We start from the raw sequence: 26,488 nt of genomic DNA on the forward strand, positions 1-26,488 counted from the left end.
CGAGCGGCAGTGGGGGTCCAACCCCGAGGCTGCCCCGGCGGACCCGGGCAGCGCCCCACCGTCGGACCCGAGAGCCTCGGTTCCAAAGGGCGTACCCCGCCGCCGGGACGGTCCAGGACCAGCGGCAGCGGGGCATCTCCTTGGGCGGTCATCGGCTCCTCAGCCTGTACCGCACCCCCATCCTGCCCTGACCAGGGTTAACAAAGCCCTTCTGCCTCATCTTCTTGGCGCAAATACCTCACGGGGGGTGTGGGGGGCGTGAAGCCCCCCACCGGCCGGAGGGTGCAGCACGGCCGGACGGCATGAAAAAGGGCGGCGCGGGTTGCCCCGGCCGCCCTTCGATGCGGTGCCGCAGCCCTTACGGGTTGGCGGAGATGATGCCGTTCAGCCAGTCCACGTAGTTGGCGGTGCGGGTATAGGCCGAGAACTTGGCCTGCTCGTTGCAGCTCTTGCCGCCTTCGCCCGAGAGACCCCAGCTCACCACGCCGGCCTGGATGTAGAGGCCCTCGTCATTGACCTTCACCACCAGCGGGCCGCCCGAGTCGCCCGAACAGGCCGTCTTGCCGCCCTCGTAGGTGCCCGAGCAGATCATGTTCTCCGAGATCGGGATCGGCGCGCGGCTCACCAGCTCCTCCCAGGCACCCTGGGCATCTTCAGCCGTCAGGCCGAAGGTCTGGGCGGCAAAGACGAAGCCCTTGGCCGCCACCTCGGCGCGGGCCTCCATCAGCGCCTGGTTGCAGGCGTCGCGGGGCAGCATCTGGATATCGGCCTGGCGCATGTCCTCGGGGTGCTCGCCGCCGTCAATCAGGCCCCAGCCGGTGACCGTGGTGGTCACGCCCGGCTCCTCCAGCAGGTCGCCCAGCTCGGCATCGGGGATCTTCACCGTCTGGTAGGGCACCTGCGGCGCGCGGGCGAGCTTAAGCAGCGCGATGTCATTGTCGAAGACGCCGCCCACGTAGCCCGGAAAGCGGTAGAGCGCCGCCACGTCGATCAGGTCGCCCTGGCCTTCGGCAATCTGGTTGGTGCCCGCCAGCACCTGGATCGCCTGCGGGTTGATATCGCGATACTGGCCCTGCGGGTCCTGCATGTGCACGCAATGGGCCGCGGTCAGCACCCACTGGTCCAGCACCAGCGAGCCGCCGCAGAAATGGGCATCGGGGGTCACGCCCTTGCCCTTGATCATCAGCGCCACCTGCCAGGGCCAGGCCCCGTCTTCGGCCACTTCGCCGCCGATCACCCGGCCGGCGCTGTCGCCCTTGGCCATTTCTTCCATATGCGCCGCCTTCTCGCCGCTCTCGGCCCAGGCGAAGGGCGAGGCGGAGGGGGCATCTCCAAAATCCTGTGCCGTGGCCGTGCCGAGCCCGAGCCCGGCGAGCGCCACGCATACTGCTGCAAGTCTCATGTCCGTTGTCCTTCCTTCAGTCGTCCTTGGGTGTAATGCGCACCGGGATCCGGGTCACCGTAAGAGGGGCCGGTGCGGTCGAAAAGCTGAAATTCCGCGAGGATTCGCCCGGCGGCGCGGCGGCCGCGGTCAGGAATTCCTCCATGGGGTTGCCCGCGCCCCGGCTCTGCCCGTCATTGGCGAGCCCGGTGAGCGCGCTGCGCGGCGCGCCGTCTTCGGCCGGGGTGGAGAGCACGATCACCTCCTCCAGCGCCACGCCTTCGCCCTCGTTCAGCATCAGCATCCCCACCGGCACCGTCTCGTTGAAGTTGAGCCGGTTCGAGGTGCCGGATCCGGGGAAGATCGCGCTGATGGTGAAGCTCTTGTCGCGGTAGAGCACGGTCACGTCCTGCGCCTTGCTCGAGGTGTTGCGGATGTGGAGCCAGAGCTGGGCGCAATGCGGCACGGACTCCGGCGCAGGGCGGATGCCCGCCTGCGTGGTGCCGTCGCAATCCGCCGGGATCATCTCGGCCTCCACCTTCACCGGCGGGCCGGAGATGGAAAAGCCGCCCTTCGCCGCGCTCTCGGCCTGGGTCAGCGCGCCTTCGAGCCGCACCACCTGCCCGAGCCGTGGCAAGGCCTCCGCCAGGTCGGCGGCGCCAAAACGGGGCGAAGAGCCGGGCCCGTCCGGGTCGAGCACCCCGTCGGGGCCGGTCACGGCGAGCCTGCCGCCCGTCAGAACCAGGGCGCGGTCGGGCTGCTCCGCGTTCCACGCGACGCCATCGACAAGCCCCTCGGCCTGAAGCCGGGCCAGCTCTTCGGTAATCGCGGAGTAATCCGCGCCATCGGCAACCACCGGCGCGGAGAGCCTGAGCGGGGTCGCCTCGGCCGGCGCCAGCGATGTCACCTCGGCATACCGCGCGCCCTCGGGCAGGGCCGAAAGTGTGGCGTCCAGGGCGGTCAGCCCTGTGATGGTCGCCGTTCCGAGTGCCGCGCCGCCCACCGCTGCGGAATAGAAGGTCACCTCGCTGCCGAGCGTCAGCCCGGCCAGCAACCCGGCCTTCAGCCCGCCGTCGACCCGCAGCCTTGCCCCGGCCTCGGCTCCGCCAAACACCGGCGCGGCCATCAGGGTGCCTTCGCCGTCGGGCGTTTGGGTGGCGGTCGCCGTCTCCTTGCGCATCCCGTCCATCGTGGCGGCCAGCAGGCCCTCCCAGGTCAGGTCGGGCGTGGCGGCCATCACGCCGGTCAGCACGCGGGTGAACTCGCCGTACCAGCTTGCCGGGTCTTCCGGGTCGCCGTGTGGATATTCGAAACTGCGCTGGTCGGATTGCGACGAGTAGAGAAACGCGAAATCGCCTGCGAGGGCCGGGGCAGGGCGGCTCTCCGCGGCCTCCATCGCCTCCGGTATGCCCAGCATCACCGGCTCCACGTAACGCGCCACGCCCTTGCCCGGCATGGCCCGGAAGCCCGTGGCCGCGTGGCAGGCATCGAGCACCGCCACCAGCGCCGCGCCATCGGCCATGATCGACTCCGCCGCCGCGCGCAGCTCGTCATCGAGAATCGCGTTCTCGACCGCGCCGATCGCGCCCTTCCAGTCCTTCGCATCCGAGGGCAGCAGGATCTCGTCGTAGCCGCCCTGGTCGTCGCCATCTAGGTCGGGGGCCTGGCTGCCGTGGCCGGAGAAATAGAAGAACACCGTGTCGCCTTCGCCGGTCGCCTCCGCCGCCTCGGCCAGCCCGGCGAGGATCGCCTCGCGTCGGGGCACGCCCACGACCACGCCCTCAGGCAACAGGTCGGGCGCCGTGGTGAGCACGGTGATCGCCTCGGGGGCCACGCCACGCCCGATCAGCGTGCGGGCCACCAGCGCCACGTCGTTCACCGGGCCGCGCAGGTCTGCGTCGAGATACTCGTAATCGCCCACGCCGATCAGCAGAGCGCGGGTTTCAGCCGCCAGGGGCTGTGTCGTGGCCAGCGCGGCAAGCGCGGCCAGGGGGAGGTGTCGCAGCGTCATGGCCGCGATATTATTGGTCAATCGGCCCGTCGCAAGGCCGGTGACCCTCCATGACGGCAATTGACACACTTCCAACCTCGTCCCGCCTGCGCTACCCCGGCGCATGGCCTACACCCTGCCCGATCCGCTCTCCGGCACGCCGCTCCCGTTCGACACGGTGATCGACGTGCGCTCGCCCTCGGAATACGCCGAAGATCACCTGCCCGGCGCGATCTCGCTGCCGGTGTTCTCCGACGAGGAGCGGGCGCAAGTTGGCACCATCTACGTGCAGCAATCGCCCTTCCTCGCCCGCAAGGTCGGCGCGGCGATCCTGGCGCGCAACGCGGCGGCGCATCTGGAGGGGCCGCTGGCCGACAAGGACGGCAGCTGGAAGCCGCTGGTCTACTGCTGGCGCGGCGGGCAACGAAGCGGCGGCTTCGCCACCATCCTCGGCCAGATCGGCTGGCGGGTCGACAAGGTGGAGGGCGGCTACCAGAGCTATCGCCGCGCGGTGGTCAAGGCGCTCTACGAGAGCGACCTGCCGCACCGCGTCGTCCTGCTCGACGGCAACACCGGCACCGCCAAGACCGAGCTCTTGCACCTGGTCGCCGAGCGGGGCGGGCAGGTGCTCGATCTCGAGGGCCTCGCCAACCATCGCGGCTCGCTCCTGGGCAACCTCGGCCCGCAACCCGCGCAGAAGGGCTTCGAGACCGCGTTGTTGCAGGCGCTGGCGCGGCTCGATCCGGCCAGGCCCGTGCTGGTGGAGGCCGAAAGCTCCAAGGTCGGCGAGCTGCTGGTGCCGCCCGCGCTCTGGAAGCGGATGATCGCCGCGCCGCGCATCACCCTGGCCGCAACGCTCGAGGAGCGCGCCCGCTACCTTGCCCGGATCTACGCCGAGCTGGCCGCCGATGTGCCTTCCCTCACCGCGCTTCTGGCCCAGCTCACCCGCCTGCACGGGCGCGAGCGCATCGCCCGGTGGCAGGCCCTTGCCGGCGCGGGCGAGGTAGAGACCCTCGCCGCCGAACTCTGTGAGCACCACTACGATCCGCGCTACGCCAAGTCGCGCCGCTCCGAAACGCCGGAAACCCGGCTGGAGATCACGCTGGACGCGGCGGGCCTGAACCGCGCCGCCGACCGGATCGCCGCGCAGCTCACTGCACTCTGACAAACACCTCGCCCGCCATCACCTGCCCGATCCGAGCGGCGGTGAAGCCCGCAGCCTCCAGCTCCGCCAGCAGTTTCGAGGCCCGGCCCGGCGGCACGGCGGCCAGCAGGCCCCCGGCGGTCTGCGGGTCGAAGAGCAGGTCGGCCGCCGCCGGGGCCGGAGCGGGCAGGGCGATCCGGTCGGCCACGGCAAGCCGGTTCTCCTCCCAGAGCGTCGATCGCACGCCCTTTTCCGCCAGTTCGGCCGCCCCCGGCAGCAGCGGGATCGACGCCAGCTTCACCGAGGCCCCCAGCCCGCTCGCCTCGCAGATCGCCAGCAGGTGCCCCGCAAGGCCAAATCCGGTCACATCGGTCATGGCGTGGGAGGTCGACAGCAGCCGCGCCGCATCGCCCTGCGCCCGCGCCATCGAGGCCAGGGCAGCGGCAACCCACTCGGCCCGCGCCTGCCCGCGCATGTCTCCCGCCAGCACCGTGCCGGTGCCCAGCGGCTTGGTCAGGATCAGCGCATCGCCCACCTGCGCGCCGTCCAGCCCCACCGGAAACTCGGTGCGGAGCCCGGTCACGGTAAAGCCCAGCTGCACCTCGGCCCCCATCGACGAATGCCCGCCCACCAGCTCGGCCCCTTCGGCACGGAACACCGCGCTGGCGGCGGCCAGAACCTCGCGCATCGAGCGGGCCTGCATCGGCGGGGCCATGCGCGGCAGGGTGACCGAGGCCAGCGCCGCCTGTGGCCGCGCGCCCATGGCCCAGACATCGCCCAGGGCATGCACGGCCGCGATCCGCGTCATCAGCGCAAGGTCCTCGGTGAAGCCGCGCAGGTGATCGGTGGTGATCACCTGCCAGTCGCCCTCCATCGCCAGAATCGCGGCGTCGTCGCCGGGCAGGCTCACCACGTCGTCGCGGTCCGGTGTGGGCAGCTCGGCCAAGGCGGCCTTCAGCGCGCCGGGGGCGATCTTGGCCCCGCAGCCGGCGCAAAGCACCGGCTCGTCGTGCACGCCCTCCGCCGCCATCGCGGGATAGTCGGTGAACTTGCGCATGAACGCCCGGTCGATCCTGTCTTTCACCCGCCAGACCCAGTCGCCCGAGGCCACCAGCCCGAGTTTCTCGCCCAGGGCGGCCTTCTCGCCCAGCGAGATGAGCTTGAGGTAGTCGCGCTGCGGGCGGAACGGCTGCAACGGCGTCGTGCCGGCCACCTCCCGCCGCAGGTTCTCCTCCAGCACCGGCGCGGCCCGCACGGCATAAACCCCGGCCTTGGGTCGCGGGTCCGGCTCGAAATGCGCGCAATCGCCCACCGCAAAGATCGCCGGATCGCTCACGCTGCGCAGGTCCGCCCCCACCCGCACGAAACCGTCGTTCAGGGCCAGCCCGGTTGCGGCGAGCCAGTCCTGCGCCCGTGCCCCGCCCGCGCCGATGACGAAATCGGCAGCCAGGCTGCGGCCGTCGGCCAGCACCACCGCATCGGCCTCGACCCGCTCCACCCGCGCCTGCTCCACCAGCGCGATGCCCGACTTGCGCAGCTCTTCGAAGAGCCGCGCCCGCGCCGCGCCACCAAGCGCCGTCAGGGCGGCGCCCGCATCGACCAGCGTCACCCGAGGCGCCGCGCCACCAGCGGCCAGCCGGTGCCGGGCCGCCATCGCCAGCTCCACCCCCGCCACGCCTGCGCCGATCACCACCACCCGTGCCGCGCCCGGATCGGTGGCAAAGGCCTCCCAGCGGGCGGCAAAGGCGTCGAGCGGCTTGGCCGGGCTGGCGTGCTCGGAAAACCCGGGCAGGGCGGGCATGTCTGAGGTCACGCCCACGTCGAGCGACAGGATGTCATAGCCCAGCCGAAGCAGGCCCGCGCCGGTCTCCACCACCAGTTCCCGCGCCTCCCGGTCGATCGCGGTTGCCCGGCCGTCGATCAACCGCGCGCCGGCAAAGCGGCACAGGCGGTGCAAGTCGATCAGCAGCGTGTCGCGCTCGTAATGTCCGGCGATGTGCCCCGGCAGCATGCCCGAGTAGGGCGCCGTGGTGCCGGGGTTGACGAGGGTGAGCCGCGCACCTGCCAGCGGGGCCATCCCGAGCCGGCGCAGCACCAGCGCATGGGCATGGCCGCCACCGACCAGCACGATGTCTTTGCTCAGGCTGGGCAGGGCTTGCACGCGGGCGGTCTCCAGAGGCTTCGGCTCACGATACCGCCCCCGGACGCCGGGGCAAATGCCTCTCCGTCACCCTGCGGTTTCCATTGCCGCATCAAGCCCCGCCGAATGCGTCGATTGGCGGGGAAACAGCAACAATGCCCTGCGCCTTTTCCCTCTTGACGCCCCGACCCCCGCCCACTACATCGGCCCACGCTTCTGGCGGAGTAGCTCAGTTGGTTAGAGCAGCGGAATCATAATCCGCGTGTCGGGGGTTCAAGTCCCTCCTCCGCTACCAAGCCTTTCCTGACAGTTCGTGATGGTGCGCCCCGAGCAGGGTGCGCCGTTTGGGCGTTCATTTGGGAGAACCTGTTCCGGTTTCGTGCTCTTCGCGCTTGCGGATCGCGTTCAGAGCGAGCTTTGCGTCGCGGCTCAAGTAGTGTGCGTCAAGGATTGTCTCGACCTGCTTGAGACTGTGGCCGGTAATCGTGGCGATCTCCGGCGTGGTGCATCCGGCGAGGGCGAGGCGGGTGACTGCGGTGCCGCGAAGGTCATGAAAGGTGAGCCCTTCAACCTCTGCTGCCTTGCAAGCCGTCCGCCATGATGCCCGGAAGCCCGACTCTGTCCACGCGGTGTTGCGCAGGGTGGTGAGGATCGTAACCGCTGTCTTCTCGGTGGCATTCAGTGCCTCAAGGAGCGGCTTCCCGACCGGGATGGTGACCCTCACGCCGGTCTTGCTCTGTTTGAGGCGGATACACGCGCCATCGAAAGCGGACCACGTGAGACGCAGCAGATCGCCTTGGCGCTGCCCTGTCCAAAGCGCGAGCAGGAAGGCGAGACGAAGGTGGGGTGGAGCAACCTGCATGAAGCGCGCTTCATCTTCTTGTTGCCACACGCTCTCTACGCGACGCGAGCGATACGTGCGCCCCGGGCGCTCACACGGGTTGCTTGGCACGAGCCCACGGTCCTGTGCCCAAGAGAGAACCAGGGCGAGCACGGAGTAGGCATAGTCGGCCTGGCGGCGCGACTTGGTAGCCAGAGCGTCTCGCCACGTGAGGAACTCTCCCCTGGTCCGCCGGTCGGTCAGTGCGGCGATCGGAAAGGCCCCGTAGTCGGCCTCAATGCGACGAAGGTGCTTCTCGTAGTCGCGCCTTGTCCGCGGGGCGAGTTCTTCGAACCGTCGAGATCCGCGGTAGGCGGTCAACACGAACGCCAAAGTCTCGGACGGGGTCTCTAGTTTGGCCTCGACCGCCTTCTGATAGGCAGCCATGAACTCCGGGTCGCCGGGAGCGCCCGGCAGACGAGGCCCACCCTTCCATGCTTAGTAGTAGGTTCGATAGGTTCCGTCGGCGAGCTTGGACTTGACGGTGTTGAGCCCCTTCAGCCGGACGCGCATCAGTGTTTCTCGCGCGAGCTTCGCTGAGAATTCCACGTGTCGAACGCGTCCTCGGGGCCCGCAAGCGGCCCCTGAGCGGGGCGCTGTGCCGTGTCCACGGAGATGAAGCCTTGGGGCGTGATCGTCACGCCGAACACGGTCAATCCTGCGTTCATCGTCGCCTTGATGGCGCGCTGCACGTCGCTCTGCGTAAATTTGGTCTTTGCCCGAGGCATCTCAGTCTCCTGATTATGCGTCGGGTTATAGCGACGGGCCTGTAGGCTTGCGTGTAACAAAGATCACATGAGCGTGATGGGGCGGATATGGCGTGGTTGCGGTGCTCTAGCGAACAGTGCGCACGGATAGCCGGTTGGCCAAACCATTCCCGGCCTGGTCACATCCGAGATCTGCAGCTGTGCGAACTTTGACACGGCCGGGAGGATCAAGCCATGATGGCCGCGTGCATCTGCTCGCCCGGGCCCAAACCGTGTTTCACTTTCTCCACCATAAGATACACGTTCCCGGTCGTCTGAGCCCACAGTTTCCCGAGGATGTTCTTCTCGCGCGCCTCTGCGGCCGTGACCAAATGCTTCCCCTTGTATTCCACCACAAAGATACGCCCATCCCTTAGGCGCGCAATAAAGTCTGGGTAGTAGCGGTGGTTAAGTCGAGGGAGCCAGAATGAGGCAGGGTGCCGGGACACGTTGCGCACCCAGACCTCGACCTCAGAGAGGGCATTCAACTCGACCGCGCAGGTAAACTCGTCACCGCCGACATCGCTATCAAGTAGCGGCACGCGATCGGGGCCGAGGAGATGCTTGTCAAGCCTGACAGCACCGGTGGAGCGGGTGGGGACCGCGGAGTAGATCGAGGCATCAAAGCGGACCGCCTGCGAGGGGTCGCTGCGTGGGGCTGCGTCCTCGCTGAACAACGCGGTCTGTCGAGCTTGCACACGCTCCAGCGTAAGGATCTCGTCGAGCTTCCAGCGCAGTCGCGCTGCAATCTGGTGCTGCCACTCTATGAGGGTGCGGATATGGATGTCGCGGCGTGTCAACAGGTCGGCTACAACGGCGGAGATCCATGGGCGTAACTCGTCGGGCGTCACATGCTGAGTTCGGCATTCCCGTTCCAGCCACGCCACCAGATGTGCCTCCTGTTCGGCGTCGGGTGGCGCATCAAGACCCCTCAGGATGGGCTGCTCGCGCGAGGTCTGGGTGTAGACCAGCTTGTCGCCTTGAAGATCGATCTCGACCACGTTTTCGTCGCGGCGGAAGCTCAGCTCCTCCTCGGTCAGCCGGGCCGCATGCTTCGTTAGCGACCAGTCGATGCGTTCCATGATCCGGTCGGTCTCGGCCTCAAAAGTTTCTCCCTCCATCTCGACCAGGAGCAGAGGCACCTCGATCACCGCCCCGCGGTCGGCGGCGCTGCGTGTGGCCTCGACGCGGGCGCGGTGCTTCTCGACAGCCAACTTCAGCCCTGGCCGCGCCTCCTCCGGCACCAGGGCTTCAGCTGCAGCCAAGACGACAGGGGTCAACTCGCCCCTCACGCCCACCTTCAGGGTGCCGTCGTCCTGCGCTATGTAGTCGGCACCTTCGTCCTGAAATTGGTTGAGGGCTGCACGGGCCTCTGGTGTGTCCGGCACAGTGAACTGAAGCACTGGCTTGGGAGCCACCTCGTCAGGATCGAAGAGGTTGCCCTGCGCATCCTCGGCCACGCCGCGCGGCTTGAGGCTGGCGCGAACTTCCTCGTCAGTGAAGCCCATATCGATCAGTTTGTCGCGCAGCCGGTCTGCTGCTTCGTGGAAGCTGGGCTCCGACACATGGGCGTAGGCGACGTTGAGCGCGGCATCCTTGCGCCGTTCGGCATATGGCATCCGCAGCACACGGCCAAGAAGCTGCTCCACAGCAGTGGCGGCGGAGAGCCGCTGGGTCGCGCAGAGCACGTAGGCCGACGGGCAGTCCCATCCCTCCTTGAGCGCCTGCACGGTGATCACGTGCCGGGTCTGCTCGGCCGGGTCGCGCAGGTTGACCCCGTCCAGCTCGCGCTGCTCTCCGGTCGCGACCTTGATCCAGGCTTCCGGCGCCAACGCGTTCTCCACGAGGTAGGCCTTCAGCTCCTGCACCGTGGGATGGCCGTTCCTGGCTTGCGCCTGGTAGAGCGCGATAGGGCGGATGTGATCCTTGTCCGCCTTGGCCTTCTCCTCGAGCATGTTCCGGGTGGCGCAGGTGGCATTTACCGCCTCGCGCCAATCGCTGTGCGGACGAACCCGGATGGGCAGCTTGATCATCTCCTCGTCCTTCAACGCCGTGGCGGTGACGGAGTGGAGAATATTCTGCATGCCTCGAGGGGTCGCCGTGTAGATGCACTTCACCTGACCGGCGTAGAAGGGCAGCAGCGCCTTCAGGGCCTCCAGGTTGTCGCCCTGCACCAGCAGCCCCTCGGTGCCACCGGGCCGCGACAGCTCCGGCACCTCGTCGAGCAGCCGGTAGGGCACCCGGTCCGCCGCCCTCAAGTCGTCCTCACGCGTCAGCCAGTTGAGCAGCGGCATGCCCGTCCCCCTTGCACCTCTCCGGCTGTTTCGCCGGTTGGGGGCACCTTAGGGCGCGGGGCAGGGGAGGGGAAGGCGCCGGTGGTTCTGTCGCGGATTCCACCCTGAAAGGGTCAAAGCCGGCTTCCCCCAGTGCCCTTCGAGTCCACATAGGCAGATTTGCCCCGCCCAGCAGTCGCGGCGCCGAGACGCATCTGGATGGCAGCTCTCGGGAACTTCTAGGACTTCCAAGGGATCCACCGGGCGACCGAGGGAGCTAGATCCTTTCCTTGACCAGAACCAGACTGCTTGCGGATTGACAGTGAATGATTGGTGGCTGTCATTGTGCGGAGCAAGGCACCACTACATGTTGATGCAGCCCAGCATTCCGTGAGCTTTTACAGGAGTGTTTGCGGCCATAATTCGTGACGAAAGCGAGCACCGGAGCTCGACAATTTTGCCTGTGTGGTTGGTGGTGTCCTTCGCTGCGTGCGTCAGCAGTGAATTATTAAGAAATAAGGCGCGTAGGCACGCTGAGCTGGAAGCAGAGAGGTTGCCGATGTTTACCTAATGGGTCGAAAAAGTTTCCCACTAAAATGCTCAGGTAAACATAAATGTATCCCTCGATGTTTACCTCTCAGGCCTCGCGCAACCCCGAAAGTTGCCCTCGGAAACCCGCCACAGGCACTTCGCCTCGATCCACGCCGGGAGCACGGCAATCTACATCTTGTGTGCCCCAATAACGTCGCCGCGCGCCGGTCACCCGGCGCGCAGCCGTCACGTCACTCGACTTCGAGCTCGGTCACAGTGAGCTTGCCGTTCACCCGATCCGCCAGGAAGCGGATCTTCGTGCCCTCGCCCAAGCCCTGCAGCATCGCTGCATCGGCGACGACGAAGACCATCTTCATGGCGGGCATGTCGAGGTTCTCCAGCGGGCCGTGGTCGATGGTCAGCTTGTTCCACTGGCTGTCGACCTTGGTGACGGTGCCGGTGGCCATCGGGTGATCACCCTCGGCGAAGGCGGTGGTGGCGGCGAGCACGATTGCTGCGGTGATGGATGCGAGTTTCATGTGAGGTTTCTCCGTCAGAATCAGTTGATGGTCAGGGGGCCGTGCATCCCGGCCTCGTAGTGGCCGGGCAGGAGGCAGGCGAACTCGAAGGTGCCGGCCTCGCCGAAGGTCCAGATGATCTCTGCTTCCTCGCCGGGCTCGAGCCGGACGGCGTTGGGATCGTCGTGTTCCATCTCGGGGAACTTCTCCATGAGCGCCTTGTGCTCGGCATTGGCCTCGGCGGTGTCCATGACGAACTCGTGCACTTCCTCGCCTTCGTTGACGATGACGAGGCGGACGGTCTCGCCGGCCGAGAAGTTCAACTCTTTCTGGTCGAAAATGTAGACATTCTCGGCGTCGTAATCCTCCGTCATGACCACCTTGACGGTGCGCGTGGCCTGGCCGTGGCCTGGCTCTCCGAGCATCATCTTGTGGCCGCCTCCGTGGGTGCCGTCGGCCATGGCCGAGAGGGGCGCCAGGGCGCTGGCCAGAACGAGGGCGAGGATTGGTCGTATGGTCTTCATGAGCATATCTCCTTGTTGCTGCTCTTGGGGTCAGCCCCGGCGGACGTGGCTGCGCGGGGGGATTTGGGTTTCAGGTCCAGTCTTGCTGGCGTGGTCCGGCAGGCCGCCAGTCCATTCCCAGGCCTGGGTGCCGGGCGGGTTCTCGAACCAGCCGGGATCGGAATAGTCGCCGGGTGCGATGCCCTCGCGGACCTTCACCACGGAGAACATGCCGCCCATCTCGAGCGGCCCGTGCGGCCCCCAGCCGGCCATCATCGGAACGGTGTTGTCGGGGATCTCCATCGACATCTCGCCCATGTCGGCCATGCCGGCAGTGCCCATCGGCATGTAGGCGGGCTGCTGGCGCCGGATCATGCTGGTGAGGCGCCGTTTGTCGGCGCCGATGAATGTGGGGATCTCGTGGCCCATCGCGTTCATCGTGTGGTGCGACTTGTGGCAGTGAATTGCCCAGTCGCCCTCATGCACGGCGTCGAACTCATAGGCGCGCATCGCGCCCACCGGAATGTCGATGCTGACCTCCGGCCAGCGCGCGCTTTCCGGCACCCACCCGCCATCGGTGCAGGTGACCTGGAAGTCGTAACCATGCATGTGGATCGGATGGTTGGTCATCGTGAGGTTGCCGCAGCGCACGCGCACCCTGTCGCCCTTGGACACCACCAGAGGGTCGATGTCGGGGAAGATCCGGCTGTTCCAAGTCCAGAGATTGAAGTCTGTCATCTCCATAATCCGCGGCACGGCTGTGCCCGGGTCGATGTCGTAGGCGGCGAGGAGGAAGGCGAAGTCGCGGTCGACCGGCATAAAGGCCGGATCACGCGGATGGACGATGAACAGGCCCATCATGCCCATTGCCATCTGCACCATCTCGTCGGCGTGCGGGTGATACATGAAGGTGCCTGACTTCGTCAGATCGAACTCGTAGACGAAGGTCTTGCCGGGAGGGATGCCGGGGTGGGAAAGGCCGCCGACGCCGTCCATCCCGGACGGCAGGATCAGCCCGTGCCAGTGCACGCTGGTGTGCTCGGGCAGGCGGTTGGTGACGTAGATCCGCACACGCTCACCTTCGACCGCCTCGATGGTGGGTCCGGTGGACTGGCCGTTGTAGCCCCATAGCCTGGCAATCATGCCATCTGCCATGATCCGCTCGACGGGCTCCGCGACGAGGTGAAACTCCTTCACGTCACCGTTCATCCGCCACGGCAGCGACCAGCCGTTAAGGGTGACAACCGGGTTGTAGTCAAACCGATCCGTCGGCCGTGGCGGGACCTGGGTGTAGGGGCTGTCGGTGAAGGCGGCCTCAGGAAGGTCGCGGAAGCGCGTTTCGGCGTTTCCCGCCTTGGCAAGGATGGCGCCTGCGCCTGCGGTCAGGCCCGCCCCGAGAAGCTGTCTGCGGTTCATTCTTCTTCTCCTTCTTCATCACCACCTGCGCCGGGGGCGCTGCCCCAGATCGCGGCGGTCACTTCGGTTTCGGCGAGCCAGTAGTCGCGCTTCGCCTCTGCGGCGCCGAGCTGCGCCTCAAGTCCGTCTCGCGCGTCTTCCAGAAGCTCAAAGGTGGAGGAGATCATGCCGTTGTAGGCCTTGAGTGCCTCCGTATCGATGGTGCGGCGGAGCGGCAGGACAGCATCGCGCCAGTGCCGTGCCACGGCGTGCTTGCCGGTGACCGCCATATGAGCCATTCGTGCGTCGGCCCGGGCATCTGTGGCGGTCTGGGCGAGGCTGTTGGCTGCCTTGAGATAGGTCAGCGCGCCGCGCCGCGAGGTAAGCTTGGAGGTGTCGTAGAGCGGGATCTCGAATTCGACTTCGAGCACCGGGCTCACCTCGGTCTCGCCGCCGCCACGCTCCACTTCGGCGCCTGCCATGATGGCCACATCCGACACCGCCTTGGTCTGGCCCTTCAGGCGGTAATCTGCGGCGATGGCCTCCAGCTCGAGGCGGCCGGAGGCCAGGTCGAGCCGGTTCTGCAGAGCGAGGCGCTCGATGTCGTTGCGCGAGCGCGGGCTGCCCGGCAGGCCGGGAAGGGCGTCAGGGACGTAGAAGGTGACCTGCCCAAGCGACACACCCATCAGTCGCGCGAGGCGCTCCTTGGCGAGTTGCGCCTCGAGCCGCGCGTCGGCCAGTTCGGCGGCGATCTCGGCGGTGAACGCATGTTCGCGCGCCTGATCGGCGGCACCGAGCGCGCCGGTGCGCCCAAGTTCCGAGGCCAGCTCGGAGGCGGCATTGGCCGCGTTCTGGGTGCGGGCCGTCAGACTGGCGGCCTCGAAGGCTGCGACTGCCTCGATCCAGGCGCGCCGGGTTTCGACGGCGAGGGCGATGGTCTCGCCGGCGGCCGCGAGCTGGGCTTGCCGAAAGTGCAACCCGGCGACCTTGGTGCGCGGCTTTGCCGTCACGGCATCGAGCACTGCGGTGAGCAGGGCGGCCTCAAGTGTCCGGGTCACGTCTCCAGCCAGGCCGGATACGGAAACGCCCACGCTCGGGACCGGCCCGAGAGCAGTTTCCCATACATCAGCAGCCGCGAGCCCCAGCTCGGCGTAGGAAGCCTGAAGCCCCCGATTGTTCAACAGCGCCACCTTGACGGCCGTTTCCGCGCTGATGGTCTTGCCGGACAGGAGGCCCTTGCTCTGCGCCTCGGCAGCGGCGATCTCGGCAGCGCTCAGCTGCCAGGCCGGGGTGCCGATGTTGGCCTTCCCCGCCTGGGCCTGCACGGCGGCAAACCCTGCCCTGGGCGCGCTGACGCGCCCGATGGTGGCCGTGTCGGCGCAGGCCGCTAGCAGCCCGAGCACCGCAACGGGTGCAATCACTCTCACTTTCATGTTCAGTTCCCCGTCTGTGCGTCGTTGACGCCGCGCCAGTCTTCAGGCGGGCGGACCCGGTAGCCTGCCCAGCCGACTGTGGGGCCGGAAGGAGCGGGGGTGGTGACAGCGGTCGAGCCTGTCAGCTCGGCGCCTGCGGGTAGGGGCTCAAGCGGCGCACAGGCCGCAAGAGCGAGCGGCACGAGGGCCGCGAAGGACTTTTTCATGGATGGTATTTCCGCGCTTGTTTGTGATCATTCGGGCCGCTTCCTTGAGCCGGCCCATGACAGGGAATGATCAGGTGCGCGGTGGCCTGCGGAGCCCTTCTGGTGCGGATTGATCCACCAGTGAACCGGTAGGCACTGCCTGCTCGGTGCCGAGGAGGGTTAGCGATGCGGTCGCGCTGTGCTGAACGACGGACACGCCCACCACGCAGGAGTGGCTGGCGCAATGCCCCTCGGGGTGCGTGTGCGTGCTGCCGGAAGTGTCCGCGGCTTCTGTGTGGGCGGTATCACCGCGGGACGCGCCATGGCCGTGCGCCTCCGCGCTCACCTGGATAGAGGCATCCGGCGTATCACAGGCGATCATCACAGTGGCATTGGCCGGTGTCAGGAGGACTGACATCGCGACAAGAGCCACGAGGCAAGCTGCCAGAAATGTCCGCGCCAAATCGTTCATACCCATGCCATACCTTCGCACCCTATTACCGACAACTCTCAATCCCGTGAGCGGCCACAACAGGCCGCAAAGGTGCAAAAAAAAGCGACAAATTTCATCGACGCAGTTGCGCGGCCACAGGGAACCACCGCTCACTCTCTGTAGACCTCGTGGCACCCGCTGCAGGCTGCCGAGACGGCCTTCATCGCAGGTCGAAGGTCCGCAGGAGCAGAGATGCTACCTGACAGCTCGGCTGTGCTCCGTTCCAGCCCCAGAGCCTGCTGCTCGAAATCATCGAACTCTTCCCAGACCAACGGCAATGTCTCCGACTTCGGATCCTGCGCTTCGGTCTCGAAGAGCGCAGGAATCGACTCCGCTTCATCCGAGATGGCCTGGAGTGCGGCATTTGCGGCCGCTGCGTCGAACGCGGCCTCGCCCTTCATCATCCGGCCGATGACCTTCACTTGATCGGCGAGAGCGGTCATCCCCTCCATCCGGGCAAGCACGTCCTTGTTCTTCACCCCGCCGTGGGCCAGCGCGGTGGTTCCAATGGCGATCAGGGCGATCGCGATCTTGTATGTCTGCATCCTGTTGTCCTTCTGCTTGATTGCGTGTGGGTTGCGATCTCAGACGACCTCGATCCAGGTGGTCATCCCCGAGGCGGCGTGATCGAGCATGTGGCAGTGGAACAGCCACTTGCCGGGGTTGTCGGCGGTGAAGGCAATGTCGAGCGGTTGGTCGGGCAGGCTGAGCACCGTATCCCGCATCGGACCGAAGCCGCCGCCCTGCCGCACCTCGCGAAAGTGCATGCCATGCAGGTGCATCGCATGCGGGAAAGCGGTGTCGTTGGTGATCTTCATCCGCACCGTCGCGCCGCGCGACAGGCTGGCGAAGGGGCGTTCGGCCATGCCGACCTGACCGGCGAGTGACCAGAACTGACCGCGCCGCACGAGGTCGCGAAACCCGAGGTCGGCGCCTTCGAAGCGCGCACTGCGAAGCCCGCCCATGGCCCCGCCCGCCATGGGCATGTCGAGCACTTGCGCTTCTGCCAGGTTGGGCAGCTCCATTCCGGGGTTGGGTGGAAGCGCGGACGGAGCAGGACGCCGGGTGGTAGCGGAAGCGCCAACGACGGGGAAGAACGCCTGAGCGCGCCAGCTCTCGTCATCGTCAATCCGGAGAAGAATCGCCGTCTCCCCGACGCCCGCTGTGACATCGACGATGAGGTCGATCCGTTGCGCCGGGGCGAGGACAAGCTCACCGGTGACCGGCTCGGGTTCAGTCAAGGGCATGCCGTCCAGCGCAACGGTCCAGCCGGTCAACCCCTCGAGCCGCAACCCGAATATGCGCGCCGTGGCGCCGTTGATGAGACGCAGGCGGATCCGTTCGTTCTGTCGCACTTCGGCGGAAAAATCGAAGCGCCCGTTGGTGCCGATCAGGTTGCCGAACCGGCCGCCATGGCTGCGCAGCATCGGATGGTCGAACGGCTCCTGGAAGGCCCCTGTCTCGGGGTTCAGTAGCCAGTCCGCGAGCAGCAGCACCTCATCGCGGTCGATGTCGGGAGGCGTCGCCTCGTCCACGATCAAAGCGCCAGCGAGGCCGCGGGTGACCTGTTCGCTGGAGTTGGTGTGAGCGTGATACCAGTAGGTGCCCGCATCTGGCAGGTCGAAGGCGTAATCGAACTGTCCACCGGGTGGCACCGCCTCCTGCGTGAGCCCGGCGACGCCGTCCATCGTGTTGTCGATTCTGATGCCGTGCCAATGGATCGATGTCGGCACAGGAAGGCGGTTTTCGAGCCGCCGCACAAGGCGGCTCCCCTGGGGCTGTCGCAGCACCGGACCCGGAAGCTGGCCATCGTAGGTCCAGGCCTGGGTTGGGCCATAGCCCTCCGGCGCGAGTTGCAGCTCAGTGACCTCGGTGCTGAGCACCTCCGGCCCGGCAGCACGTGCCGGAGTGGCCACGGCCATGCCTGCGCCTGCGATCGCGGCGCAGAAGCTGCGGCGGGTCATCTTGTGCTTGCGCATGTCACTCGATCCCGTTGGCACGTTGCAGCTCGCGCACATAGGCCACGATCGAGAGCACATCAGCCCGGGTCAGCCCCTGCTGCATCGGCATGTCACCGAACGGCCAATGGTGGGCCCGGACGCCCTGCTGCACCGCGATGACGAAGGCCATGTCGCCATGGTGAGACGGCTCGTAGATCTTGTGCACAAGAGGCGGCCCAGAGCCCATCTTCCCAGACGCATTTTCACCATGGCAGGCCGCGCACGTCGCATCGAAGGCCCGTTTGCCCTGTGCGGCCTTGGGCGACAACTCGGCGGGCACTGCAACTTCGACGATGGCAGCGCCTGACGCGGGCTCGGCACGGTAGGCGGTGTCGTCCTCGCCCAACGCGAGCAGATACCACAGGCTACCTGCAACTACGGCGGCTGCAGCCGCAACCGGGAGGAGTTTGTTCATATTTGATATCCTGAAGGGCGCGATTTTTCATCGCGCAGTAACGCTGTGCAGGTCGAAATGGCCTGCTTTGCAGTTTTGTCAGGATTGGAGGCGGGGTGGCGGGAGATCCGTCTGAGGCGCGTGCGAAGGTGCCGTGACGCTGTCGGTCACTCGACCGGTCGACCCGGCGAGCTGCATGGGGGTCGGCGCTGCTGTCGAGCCCGTCAGATTGGCGGTGACTCCGTGGCTGCCATGATGGCATTGATGCTCGCCGCTGCCTTTGACGTCGGCCGACAGCCAAGCGCAGTCAGCGCACTCAACCCCATGTGCCATGTCGTGCGCATCGGCCGGGCTCGGCAGAGCCACGAGGCCCACCACCATCAGTGCCAACGCGATCAGGAAATGCCGCACGAAGTTGCCTCCTTCAGGGCTGGTATCATGCGGGCCGTGCACGCTCGGGTCAACCTTTGCTGAGGTATGAGCGCAGACGAGGTCGGGTAGACGGTGAACCGATCCATTCGAGTCGACGTTAGGCTGTCGATGTATCGCAGCAACGCCGCCAACATCGCGACTTTCGCCGGAGCGGCGAGCGTCTTTGCGCTGTCGCTCTGGCTGGTCCGGTCGCAGACGACCGTCGACGATGTCAGCTTCATGCGTGCAATGATCCCGCACCACTCGATTGCCATCATGACCTCCGGCCGCGCCAATCTCTTCGATCCGCGTGTTCGAGAGCTGGCCGACGGCATCATCGAGGCGCAGGAGCGGGAGATCGCAGAGATGAAGGCGATGCAAGAGGATCTGGAGGGCGAGCAGGCGGGGGAGTGACCGCCGCCTGCCGCAGGGCTTGTCAGAGGCGCGTCGCACGAAGGCGCAGCGCGTTGCCGATGACCGAGACGGAGGAAAGGCTCATCGCTGCCGCCGCCACGATGGGCGATAGCAGCACGCCCATCAGCGGGTAGAGCACCCCGGCCGCGAGCGGCACGCCGGCGGTGTTGTAGACAAAGGCGAAGAACAGGTTCTGGCGGATATTGCGCATAGTGGCCTCAGCCAGCCGCCGGGCGCGCACGATGCCGCCCAGGTCTCCCTTGACCAGCGTGATACCTGCGCTCTCCACCGCCACGTCAGCGCCGGTGCCCATGGCGATGCCCACATCGGCCTCGGCCAGGGCAGGCGCGTCGTTCACACCGTCGCCGGCCATGGCCACGGAGAAGCCCTCTTCCTTGAGGCGACGCACCAGGGCGTTCTTGTCCTCGGGGCTCACCTCGGCATGAACCTCGTCGATGCCGAGCTTGCCTGCCACGGCCTGGGCGGTTGCCTCGGCATCGCCGGTCGCCATGATGATCCGCAGCCCGAGGTCGTGGAGCGCCGCGATGGCCTCGGGCGTGGTCTCCTTGATCCGGTCGGCCACCGCCACCAGGCCTGCGAGCCTGTCATCGATGACCACGAACATCGCGGTCTTGCCTTCGCGTTGAAGGGCTTTGGCCCTGTCATCCAGCGGGCCGGGCTCGGCGCCGAGATCGGCCAGCATTGCTGCATTGCCCAAGGCGACCCGGCGGCCTTCGACCGTGCCGGTCACGCCCTTGCCGGTGATCGCCTCAAAGTCGCTGCTGCCGAGGCGTTCGGCCCCGCGCTCCTCGGCCCCGGTCACGATCGCCTCAGCCAGCGGGTGCTCGGAGCCGCGCTCCAGCGCCGCCGCCAGCGCGAGGATCTCGCCCTCTGACGCACCCTCGGCCACTTCCACGTCGGTCAGGGTCGGCTTGCCCTCGGTCAGCGTGCCGGTCTTGTCGACGATCAGCGCGGTGACCTTGGCAAAGCGTTCCAGCGCCTCGGCGTCACGGATGAGCACGCCGGCATTCGCCCCCCGCCCGGTGGCCACCATGATCGACATGGGCGTGGCCAGACCCAGCGCACAGGGACAAGCGATGATGAGCACCGAGACGGCGGCCACGAAGGCATAGGAAAGGGCCGGCGAGGGGCCGAGCACCCACCAGGCCAGAAAGGCCAGAACGGCGGCCGCCACGACGGCGGGCACGAACCAGGCCGAGACCCGGTCAGCCATCGCCTGGATCGGTGCACGCGAGCGCTGCGCGGAGGCGACCATGCGCACGATCCGCGCCAGCGTGGTGTCCTCGCCCACGCCCTGTGCCTCCATCAGGAAGCTTCCGGTCTTGTTCAGCGTGCCGCCCGTCACCTCTTCGCCCTCGACCTTCTCCACAGGCACCGGTTCTCCGGTGATCATGCTCTCATCGACGGACGAGCGGCCCTCGGTCACCACCCCATCCACCGGCACGGCCTCGCCGGGGCGGACCCGCAGGATGTCGCCGGTCGTCAGCGCGTCGAGTGGCACATCTTCCTCGGTGTCGCCGTTCACCCGGCGCGCAGTCTTGGGCGCGAGATCCATCAGGGCGCGGATCGCATCGCCGGTGCGTTCGCGGGCCGCAAGTTCCATGACCTGGCCGACCAGCACCAGCACCAGGATCACCGCGGTTGCTTCGAAATAGACCGGCGCCATACCCATGCCGTCGCGCACCTGCTCGGGAAGCAGGCCGGGAGCCAGCAGGGAGACGATGGAAAAAACGTAGGCCGCTCCGGTGCCGAGGGCAATCAGAGTCCACATGTTGGGCGAGCGGTTGACGATCGAGGCCCAGCCTCGCTTGAAGAACGGGCGACAGATCCAGACCACGGGCGTTGCGAGTGCGAACTGCACCCAGCCGAAGGCGCCATGGCCGATCCAGTCGGCGAAGGGCAGGCCGAGATGCGCGCCCATCTCCAACACGAAGACAGCCAGCGCCAGCGGTCCGGCGATCCACAGCCTGTGCTTGAAGTCCACGAACTCGGGGTTGGGGCCGGAGTCGGCGTTCGGTGTCATCGGCTCCAGGGCCATGCCGCATTTGGGGCAGTCGCCCGGATGATCCTGCACGATCTCGGGGTGCATGGGGCAGGTGTATTGCGTGCCCTCCGGCATGGCCGCAGGCGTCGGACGATCTCCGAGATAGGACTCCGGCTCCGCCTCGAACTTCTCCTGACAGCGCACCGAGCAGAAGTAGAACCGCTGCCCCTCGTGTTTTGCCATGTGCGCGGCACTCGCGCGCTCCACCGTCATGCCGCAGACAGGGTCCGTGGCTGTGCGGTAGGCCTCAGGGTCGGCGACGAACTTGGCGCGGCAGCCCTCGGAGCAGAAATGGTAGGTGTGGCCGTCGTGCTCCGTCGTGGGCTTCTCGGCTGCGGGGTCGACGGTCATGCCACAGACCGGATCGCGGGTAACGGCCTCGCGGTCTTGGTCATGGGCGTGAGCGTGTGTGTGAGAGCTGTCCATGGTGAGTCCCTTCCGGTGGACTTGCTGATGAACAGGACATGTAGTCCTTCCAGTGACTGGAAGGTCAAGAGGGAGCTTCGCTGCCCTTTTTTCGCTCGTTTAGAGCCAACCACACGACACCGCGCGCCGGGCGCTCGACCTTTCCTGAGGCCTCCAATGAACTGACCGCGCGGTATGTCGCTTCGGGGCTCGCGCCGATCTCGCGGGCGATGTCGACCATTCGCAGATCAGCGGGTAAATGCCCGTGGGGATCCGCCAGTTCGCTCAAACGAGCCAGCAGCCGTTCCGTCAGCGGCGTGATCGAGCGCAGTTCCACAAGGCGCCGTGCATCGCGAAGAGCCATCGAGAGATGCCGGACCAGGATCATGGCGAGGTCCGGCGTTCCTTGGCAGGCGGCGCGAACCGCGCCCAGGTCAAAGGCAATTGCCTGCAGGGGCTGGGTAGCGACCGCGTCACAGTGATAGGCCTCCGAGAAGAGCGAAGCCTCGGCAACCACCTCTCCTGCTAGAGCCGAGTGGAGCCGCACTGCGCTGCCCGCAGCGGTCCACCGCATCAGGTCCACCTGACCGGACTCGATCGCGTAGAGCCAGCTCGGGCGGTCGCCTTGTCGAAAGAGCAAGGCGCCGTCCTTCAGAGCCACCATCCGAGCGGCTGAGTCGGGGATCGAAGCGCGAAGGCTCTCAAGAAAAGACGACATGATCCCGATCATATCCCGGTGCCGCGACCGGAGATAGCCTGGGCATCCATGATGACAGGGAGATCCGCCATGAGGCTGCCAGCCACCGTTCTCGTTCTTCTACTTGCCAGCGCTCCGACTACGGCACAGATGAGCCATGACCACGCCATGCCATCCGCACCTTCGCTGCCCGGAGATGCGCCCCGTTTGGAGAAATTGTGCAGTGGTTTCATGAGGCAGAGCGGAATCATAATCCGCGTGTCGGGGGATCAAGTCCCTCCTCCGCTACCAAGCCTTTCCTGACAGGTCGTGATGTTGGGCTCCGAGCAGGCGCCGCCGGGCTGTAAGTGCGGCGACTGGAAAGGTTCCATACCCGGCTTCGATGCGGTTCAGGTGTCACTCGTAGTCGCGCCTCGTTCGGCTTGCGAGTCCTTCGAAGCGCTGGGACTCTCGATATGCGTTCAGGACGTGCGCCAAGGGTTTCCGGGCTGTTGGTGTCGGCCTGGGGCTCGCAGTCACGGGGCTGCTCGAGTGTGCAAATTTTGCACATACTCCCCATCAACTTCCTGATTGCAGGCCTCTACCAACCGATGCATGCACATTTTGCACAGGAGGAGACCATGAAGACACTCGCCACCCTCACAGCCGCTGTCGCCCTGACAGCCAGCCCCTTGCTGGCACAGGAGACGCTGAAATTCGCCCACGTCTACGAGGCGAACACCCTCTACAACGAAGCCGCCGAGTGGATCGCGGACGAGATCGAGAAGCGCACCGACGGCGCCTATGTCGTCGACGTGTTCCCCAGCTCGCAACTCGGCAACGAGGAAACCATCACCGAAGGCCTCCAGATCGGTTCGATCCAGATGGCCTACACTGGCCCCACCTTCCTCGGCCAGTTCCACAAGCCGATGGCGATCTCGGAAGCGCCCTTCATCTGGAAGGACTACGACCACTGGAAGTCCTACCAGGGCAGCGACATCTTCGAGGAGGTCAGCCAGGGCTACTTCGACAAGACCGGCAACAAGGTGACTTCGATCCTCTACTTCGGCTCGCGTCAGACCAGCTCGCAGGAAAAGATCGAGACGCCCGCCGACATGGAGGGCATGAAGATCTGCGTGGCGAACGCGCCGCTCTGGAAGATCTTCCCGACCGCCGTGGGTGCCAACCCGACGCCCATCTCCTTTGCCGAAGTCTATCTTGCGCTTCAGCAAGGCGTGGTGGAGGGGCAGGAAAACCCGATCACCATCATCGAGTCGAACAAGTTCTACGAGGTTCAGAACTACGTCGCCCGGACCAGCCACATCACCTCCTCGGTGGTGTCGGTCTTCGGCGGCCCGCTTTGGAGCCGGCTCTCCGACGAGGAAAAGGCGCTCTTCACCGAGATCACCCGCGAAGCCTCTGCCATGTTCAGCGACAAGATCGTGGCGCGTGAGGAAGAGCTCTTCGACAAGTTCCGCGCCGGTGATGACGTGGAGATCGTCGATGTCGACCGCGCGCCGTTCGCCGAGCTCGTGATCCCCGCCGTCAAGGCCGAGTGGGGTGAGGAGCTGGTCGACCGCGTGACCGCACTGGCCGACTGACCGGCCCGAGGGCGGGGTGTGTGCTCCGCCATGACAGACTGCCGGGCGGGCGAGCCTTCTCGCCGCCCGGTTCATCCGGGGGAGGACACCATGCTTGGCATCGCACGCAAGCTCACCAGCCTGATCGAGGAAAGCTGCCTGCTCGCCGCCTTCTGGGCGCTCGGAATCGCCGTCTTCGCCCAGTTCTTCTTTCGCTACTTCCTCAACATGCCCCTGGGCTGGACCGAGGAACTGGCGCGCTACCTGATGATCTCCGTGGCTTTCCTCGGGCTGCCGGTCGTGACCCGCCGGGGCGAGCACATTGCCATCGACATGTTTGTCGAGATGCTCCCCGAGCCGGCGCGGCCGTGGCTGGAAAGCATCGCGGAGCTGATCCAGTTGGCGATCATCGGCACGCTGGCCTGGCAGGCCTGGGCGCTGGCGCAGCTCTCTGGCCAGCAGATGAGCGCGATCCCGCTGCCCAAGTCGGTGATCTACTACATCGTGCTCACAGGCCTACTGCTCAACCTGGCAGCAACGCTGCTGCGCCTGTCCGACCGCCTGCGCGGCGTGTCGCAGGAGGCCCGCCCGTGACCATCCTCTTTGTCACCCTTGCCGTCCTGCTGGTGCTGCGCATCCCCGTGGGCCTCGCACTTGTTGGCGCCTCCATGGCCTACCTGCTGCTCACCGAGGGCCTCGGGACGCCGCAGGTGCTCTTTCGCATGATCAACGGGGTCGACAGCTTCACCCTGCTGGCCATTCCCTTCTTCGTCTTTGCCGGTGCAGTGATGAACGTGGGCGGGGTGACCGAGCGGATCTTCGGCTTCGCAAATGCCGTGGTCGGCTGGATGAAGGGCGGGCTGGGCCATGTGAACGTGGCCGCCAGCGTGCTCTTCTCGGGCATGTCCGGCTCGGCGGTGGCTGATGTCGGCGGGCTGGGCGCGATCGAAGTGAAGGCGATGCGCGAGGCAGGCTACGACGACGACTTCTCGATCGGCATCACCGGTGCCAGCTCGATCATCGGGCCGCTGATCCCGCCGTCTCTGCCGCTAATCATCTATGGCGTGGTGGCCTCGGAATCCATCGGCAGCCTGTTCCTTGCGGGCATCCTGCCAGGTGTCGTCCTCGCCCTTCTGATGAGCCTGATGATCTTCCTCATCTCCTGGCGTCGCGGCTACGAGCCGAGCTTGCCCTTCAGCATTCCAACCGTGGTGGACCGCGCCCGCCAGGCGATCTTTCCACTGCTGACTCCGGTGCTCATCATCGGCGGTATCATGACCGGCGTCTTCACCCCCACGGAGGCGGCCGTGGCGGCCTCCGCCTATGCGCTGCTGCTCAGCACGCTGGTGTTCCGCTCGCTGAGCCTGCGCGACTTCACCCGGATCAGCCGGGAGACGGCCACCACAAGCTGTTCGATCCTGATCATCGTGGCGGGCTCAGCGATCTTTTCCTGGCTGCTCACCGCCAACAACGTAGGCCGCCTCGTGCAGGACATGGTCACGGGAGTCACGGAGAACCCCTGGCTCTTCCTGCTGATCGTGGCCGCGGTAACCCTCGTTGTCGGCTGCTTCCTCGACATGATCGCCGCCATCACCATCCTGGTGCCAATCCTGCTGCCCACGGCCACCGCGTTGGGCATCGACCCGATCCATTTTGGCATCTTCTTCATGTTCAACCTGATGCTGGGTCTGCTCACCCCGCCCGTCGGCATGGTCATCTTCGTCCTGGCCAAGGTGGCCGACGTGACGCCGGGCTTTGTCAGCCGAAGCCTGCTGCTCTTCGCGGCACCGCTGCTGCTGACACTCCTGGCCTTGCTCTTCATCCCGGGGCTGAGCACAGCCCTGCCCAACATCCTGAATGGAGGCGCCCAGTGACCTCATCCGCGCCACTCGGGGCCGTGCTGCACGGCCCCAAGGACCTTCGGCTTCAGCCGGTCCCCGTCGAACCCCTCGGCCCGCGCGATGTGCGCGTGACCCTCGGCGCCGCAGGGATCTGCGGCTCCGACCAGCACTACTATCACAACGCCCGCATGGGAAACTTCGTGCTCAGGACACCCTTCGCCCTCGGTCACGAAATGAGCGGAGACATCTCCGAATGCGGTGCAGAGGTGGAGGGACTCGCCCCGGGTGATCGCGTGGTGGTCGATCCGGCGCTTACCTGCGGCCGGTGCCCGGCCTGTCGCGCCGGTCGCAACAACCTGTGCCACAACGTTCAGTTCATGGGATCCGCCAGCCATGACCCACATCTCGATGGCGGCTACCGCGAGAGCTTCGTGGTCGATGCGCGGCGCTGCGTCAAGGTGCCTGGCGACACGCCGCACTCGCTACTCTGCGTCACCGAGCCGCTCTCCGTCGCCGTGCACGCAGTCGAGCGTGCAGGGCCGGTGCTGGGCCGCGACGTCGTAGTTGCAGGGGCAGGCACCATCGGCTCACTCATAGCGGCAGTCGTGCGCGCGGCAGGGGCAGCGCGTGTCTGCGTCTCCGACCCAAGCGCCTTCCGCCGCGAGACCGCCCTCAGGATGGGGGCGACCGACGTGATGAATCCTGGCGTGGGCGATCTCGTGCCTGTAATCGACGCGCGGGGAGGCGCCTTCGACATCTCCTTCGAGGCCTCCGGGCACCCGTCAGCGTTTGTCGACATGGTGCGCATGACGCGGCGGGGTGGCCGGGCCGTGCTCGTGGGCATGATCCCCTCGCAGAGCTGCGAGGTGCCCTTCAACCAGATGACAGCCCGCGAGATCGACCTGATCTCGACCTTTCGTCAGAACAACGTGTTCGAACGCTCGGCGCGGATGCTGGTGGACGGCACGATCGACCCCGCGCCCATCGTGACAGGGCAGTTCCCGCTCGCCGAGGTGCTGGAGGCCTTCAGGGCCTCCTTCCGGGCCGAGCAGCACATCAAGGTGCTGCTCAGCGGCGCACAGGACTGACG

22 protein-coding genes, 1 tRNA gene and 1 pseudogene are annotated in these 26,488 nt (G+C 66.5%); 7 read left to right on the top strand and 17 right to left on the bottom strand.

The annotated features are described in order from the left end of the window. Window positions 1–358 precede the first annotated feature (358 nt). The gene (locus BUR94_RS18750) at window positions 359–1,402 is read right to left on the bottom strand and encodes a serine protease (protein ID WP_084193196.1); all 1,044 of its coding nucleotides are present in this window, start codon (window positions 1,400–1,402) and stop codon (window positions 359–361) included. Between the two features lie 16 nt (window positions 1,403–1,418). Beyond that, entirely contained in the window at window positions 1,419–3,392 is a 1,974-nt protein-coding gene (locus BUR94_RS18755; RefSeq protein ID WP_175570503.1) for a caspase family protein, read from the bottom strand. 103 nt (window positions 3,393–3,495) lie between these two features. On the opposite strand from BUR94_RS18755, the gene mnmH reads away from it, so the two are divergent. Further along, entirely contained in the window at window positions 3,496–4,536 is a 1,041-nt protein-coding gene (gene mnmH, locus BUR94_RS18760; protein ID WP_074257961.1) for a tRNA 2-selenouridine(34) synthase MnmH, read from the top strand. Here mnmH and selD read toward each other — a convergent pair. After that, a complete protein-coding gene (gene selD / locus BUR94_RS18765) occupies window positions 4,523–6,676 on the bottom strand; it encodes a selenide, water dikinase SelD (RefSeq protein WP_074257962.1) in 2,154 nt (717 codons plus the stop codon). The two genes, mnmH and selD, sit on opposite strands and share 14 nt — an antisense overlap. A gap of 197 nt (window positions 6,677–6,873) precedes the next feature. Here selD and BUR94_RS18770 point away from each other — a divergent pair. Beyond that, window positions 6,874–6,950, top strand: a tRNA-Met gene (locus tag BUR94_RS18770). A 57-nt stretch (window positions 6,951–7,007) separates the two neighbouring features. Here the strand turns inward: BUR94_RS18770 and BUR94_RS18775 are convergent. The 12 genes from BUR94_RS18775 to BUR94_RS20545 all read right to left on the bottom strand — a co-directional run bounded on the left by BUR94_RS18775 (window position 7,008) and on the right by BUR94_RS20545 (window position 18,417). Continuing rightward, window positions 7,008–7,922, bottom strand: a complete 915-nt coding sequence (locus BUR94_RS18775; RefSeq protein ID WP_342745218.1) for a tyrosine-type recombinase/integrase — start codon at window positions 7,920–7,922, stop codon at window positions 7,008–7,010. 125 nt (window positions 7,923–8,047) lie between these two features. Next, on the bottom strand, window positions 8,048–8,263 hold the full coding sequence (locus tag BUR94_RS18780) for a hypothetical protein (RefSeq protein WP_074257963.1): 216 nt from the start codon (window positions 8,261–8,263) through the stop codon (window positions 8,048–8,050). 206 nt (window positions 8,264–8,469) lie between these two features. After that, window positions 8,470–10,575 carry a DEAD/DEAH box helicase gene (locus BUR94_RS20965; RefSeq protein ID WP_074257964.1) on the bottom strand — a complete coding sequence of 702 codons (2,106 nt, stop codon included), beginning with the start codon at window positions 10,573–10,575 and terminating at the stop codon, window positions 8,470–8,472. A gap of 761 nt (window positions 10,576–11,336) precedes the next feature. Further along, on the bottom strand, window positions 11,337–11,624 hold the full coding sequence (locus tag BUR94_RS18790; protein WP_074257965.1) for a copper-binding protein: 288 nt from the start codon (window positions 11,622–11,624) through the stop codon (window positions 11,337–11,339). 20 nt (window positions 11,625–11,644) lie between these two features. Beyond that, window positions 11,645–12,127 (bottom strand): cupredoxin domain-containing protein, encoded by a 483-nt coding sequence (locus tag BUR94_RS18795; protein ID WP_074257966.1) that lies wholly within the window; start codon window positions 12,125–12,127, stop codon window positions 11,645–11,647. Window positions 12,128–12,157: 30 nt separating this feature from the next. After that, window positions 12,158–13,522 carry a multicopper oxidase family protein gene (locus BUR94_RS18800; protein WP_074257967.1) on the bottom strand — a complete coding sequence of 455 codons (1,365 nt, stop codon included), beginning with the start codon at window positions 13,520–13,522 and terminating at the stop codon, window positions 12,158–12,160. Beyond that, window positions 13,519–14,934, bottom strand: a complete 1,416-nt coding sequence (locus tag BUR94_RS18805; RefSeq protein ID WP_074257968.1) for a TolC family protein — start codon at window positions 14,932–14,934, stop codon at window positions 13,519–13,521. Before BUR94_RS18805 ends, BUR94_RS18800 begins: the two co-directional genes overlap by 4 nt. A 276-nt stretch (window positions 14,935–15,210) precedes the next feature. Next, complete coding sequence (locus tag BUR94_RS20540) at window positions 15,211–15,597, bottom strand: hypothetical protein (RefSeq protein ID WP_139301358.1); 387 nt, start codon at window positions 15,595–15,597, stop codon at window positions 15,211–15,213. A 125-nt stretch (window positions 15,598–15,722) separates the two neighbouring features. Continuing rightward, on the bottom strand, window positions 15,723–16,157 hold the full coding sequence (locus BUR94_RS18810) for a c-type cytochrome (RefSeq protein ID WP_074257969.1): 435 nt from the start codon (window positions 16,155–16,157) through the stop codon (window positions 15,723–15,725). A 39-nt stretch (window positions 16,158–16,196) separates the two neighbouring features. Beyond that, window positions 16,197–17,591: a multicopper oxidase family protein gene (locus BUR94_RS18815; RefSeq protein ID WP_074257970.1), complete on the bottom strand. Its 1,395-nt coding sequence runs from the start codon at window positions 17,589–17,591 to the stop codon at window positions 16,197–16,199. Window position 17,592: 1 nt separating this feature from the next. After that, window positions 17,593–18,027, bottom strand: a complete 435-nt coding sequence (locus BUR94_RS18820) for a c-type cytochrome (RefSeq protein WP_074257971.1) — start codon at window positions 18,025–18,027, stop codon at window positions 17,593–17,595. Between the two features lie 78 nt (window positions 18,028–18,105). Then, window positions 18,106–18,417, bottom strand: a complete 312-nt coding sequence (locus tag BUR94_RS20545) for a hypothetical protein (protein ID WP_139301359.1) — start codon at window positions 18,415–18,417, stop codon at window positions 18,106–18,108. A 126-nt stretch (window positions 18,418–18,543) separates the two neighbouring features. Between BUR94_RS20545 and BUR94_RS18830 the strand changes: the two are divergent. Then, a pseudogene (locus BUR94_RS18830) lies at window positions 18,544–18,807 on the top strand (DUF305 domain-containing protein); the annotation flags it as partial. 46 nt (window positions 18,808–18,853) lie between these two features. Here the strand turns inward: BUR94_RS18830 and BUR94_RS18835 are convergent. After that, entirely contained in the window at window positions 18,854–21,322 is a 2,469-nt protein-coding gene (locus tag BUR94_RS18835) for a heavy metal translocating P-type ATPase (protein WP_074257974.1), read from the bottom strand. A gap of 64 nt (window positions 21,323–21,386) precedes the next feature. Next, the gene (locus BUR94_RS18840; RefSeq protein ID WP_074257975.1) at window positions 21,387–22,031 is read right to left on the bottom strand and encodes a Crp/Fnr family transcriptional regulator; all 645 of its coding nucleotides are present in this window, start codon (window positions 22,029–22,031) and stop codon (window positions 21,387–21,389) included. A gap of 587 nt (window positions 22,032–22,618) precedes the next feature. Between BUR94_RS18840 and BUR94_RS18845 the strand changes: the two genes are divergently transcribed. The 4 genes from BUR94_RS18845 to BUR94_RS18860 all read left to right on the top strand — a co-directional run bounded on the left by BUR94_RS18845 (window position 22,619) and on the right by BUR94_RS18860 (window position 26,486). Next, window positions 22,619–23,578 carry a DctP family TRAP transporter solute-binding subunit gene (locus BUR94_RS18845; RefSeq protein ID WP_074257976.1) on the top strand — a complete coding sequence of 320 codons (960 nt, stop codon included), beginning with the start codon at window positions 22,619–22,621 and terminating at the stop codon, window positions 23,576–23,578. Window positions 23,579–23,668: 90 nt separating this feature from the next. Beyond that, window positions 23,669–24,151, top strand: a complete 483-nt coding sequence (locus BUR94_RS18850) for a TRAP transporter small permease (RefSeq protein ID WP_074257977.1) — start codon at window positions 23,669–23,671, stop codon at window positions 24,149–24,151. After that, the gene (locus BUR94_RS18855) at window positions 24,148–25,431 is read left to right on the top strand and encodes a TRAP transporter large permease (RefSeq protein WP_074257978.1); all 1,284 of its coding nucleotides are present in this window, start codon (window positions 24,148–24,150) and stop codon (window positions 25,429–25,431) included. Before BUR94_RS18850 ends, BUR94_RS18855 begins: the two co-directional genes overlap by 4 nt. Then, window positions 25,428–26,486 (top strand): alcohol dehydrogenase catalytic domain-containing protein, encoded by a 1,059-nt coding sequence (locus BUR94_RS18860; RefSeq protein WP_074257979.1) that lies wholly within the window; start codon window positions 25,428–25,430, stop codon window positions 26,484–26,486. Before BUR94_RS18855 ends, BUR94_RS18860 begins: the two co-directional genes overlap by 4 nt. The last annotated feature ends 2 nt before the right edge of the window (window positions 26,487–26,488 follow it).

It is taken from the genome of Vannielia litorea, from assembly GCF_900142295.1.
Taxonomy (GTDB): domain Bacteria; phylum Pseudomonadota; class Alphaproteobacteria; order Rhodobacterales; family Rhodobacteraceae; genus Vannielia; species Vannielia litorea.

What these genes read in the sequence shown, in the direction of transcription:
- mnmH (WP_074257961.1), top strand. Translation starts at nt 3,496, where the DNA reads ATGGCCTACACCCTGCCCGATCCGCTCTCCGGCACGCCGCTCCCGTTC.
- BUR94_RS18840 (WP_074257975.1), bottom strand. Translation starts at nt 22,031, where the DNA reads ATGATCGGGATCATGTCGTCTTTTCTTGAGAGCCTTCGCGCTTCGATC.
- BUR94_RS18775 (WP_342745218.1), bottom strand. Translation starts at nt 7,922, where the DNA reads ATGGCTGCCTATCAGAAGGCGGTCGAGGCCAAACTAGAGACCCCGTCC.
- BUR94_RS18805 (WP_074257968.1), bottom strand. Translation starts at nt 14,934, where the DNA reads ATGAAAGTGAGAGTGATTGCACCCGTTGCGGTGCTCGGGCTGCTAGCG.
- BUR94_RS18820 (WP_074257971.1), bottom strand. Translation starts at nt 18,027, where the DNA reads ATGAACAAACTCCTCCCGGTTGCGGCTGCAGCCGCCGTAGTTGCAGGT.
- BUR94_RS18750 (WP_084193196.1), bottom strand. Translation starts at nt 1,402, where the DNA reads ATGAGACTTGCAGCAGTATGCGTGGCGCTCGCCGGGCTCGGGCTCGGC.
- BUR94_RS18810 (WP_074257969.1), bottom strand. Translation starts at nt 16,157, where the DNA reads ATGCAGACATACAAGATCGCGATCGCCCTGATCGCCATTGGAACCACC.
- BUR94_RS18845 (WP_074257976.1), top strand. Translation starts at nt 22,619, where the DNA reads ATGAAGACACTCGCCACCCTCACAGCCGCTGTCGCCCTGACAGCCAGC.
- BUR94_RS20540 (WP_139301358.1), bottom strand. Translation starts at nt 15,597, where the DNA reads ATGGGTATGAACGATTTGGCGCGGACATTTCTGGCAGCTTGCCTCGTG.
- BUR94_RS18795 (WP_074257966.1), bottom strand. Translation starts at nt 12,127, where the DNA reads ATGAAGACCATACGACCAATCCTCGCCCTCGTTCTGGCCAGCGCCCTG.
- BUR94_RS18800 (WP_074257967.1), bottom strand. Translation starts at nt 13,522, where the DNA reads ATGAACCGCAGACAGCTTCTCGGGGCGGGCCTGACCGCAGGCGCAGGC.
- BUR94_RS18790 (WP_074257965.1), bottom strand. Translation starts at nt 11,624, where the DNA reads ATGAAACTCGCATCCATCACCGCAGCAATCGTGCTCGCCGCCACCACC.
- BUR94_RS18815 (WP_074257970.1), bottom strand. Translation starts at nt 17,591, where the DNA reads ATGCGCAAGCACAAGATGACCCGCCGCAGCTTCTGCGCCGCGATCGCA.
- BUR94_RS18780 (WP_074257963.1), bottom strand. Translation starts at nt 8,263, where the DNA reads ATGCCTCGGGCAAAGACCAAATTTACGCAGAGCGACGTGCAGCGCGCC.
- BUR94_RS18755 (WP_175570503.1), bottom strand. Translation starts at nt 3,392, where the DNA reads ATGACGCTGCGACACCTCCCCCTGGCCGCGCTTGCCGCGCTGGCCACG.
- BUR94_RS20965 (WP_074257964.1), bottom strand. Translation starts at nt 10,575, where the DNA reads ATGCCGCTGCTCAACTGGCTGACGCGTGAGGACGACTTGAGGGCGGCG.
- BUR94_RS18850 (WP_074257977.1), top strand. Translation starts at nt 23,669, where the DNA reads ATGCTTGGCATCGCACGCAAGCTCACCAGCCTGATCGAGGAAAGCTGC.
- BUR94_RS18835 (WP_074257974.1), bottom strand. Translation starts at nt 21,322, where the DNA reads ATGGACAGCTCTCACACACACGCTCACGCCCATGACCAAGACCGCGAG.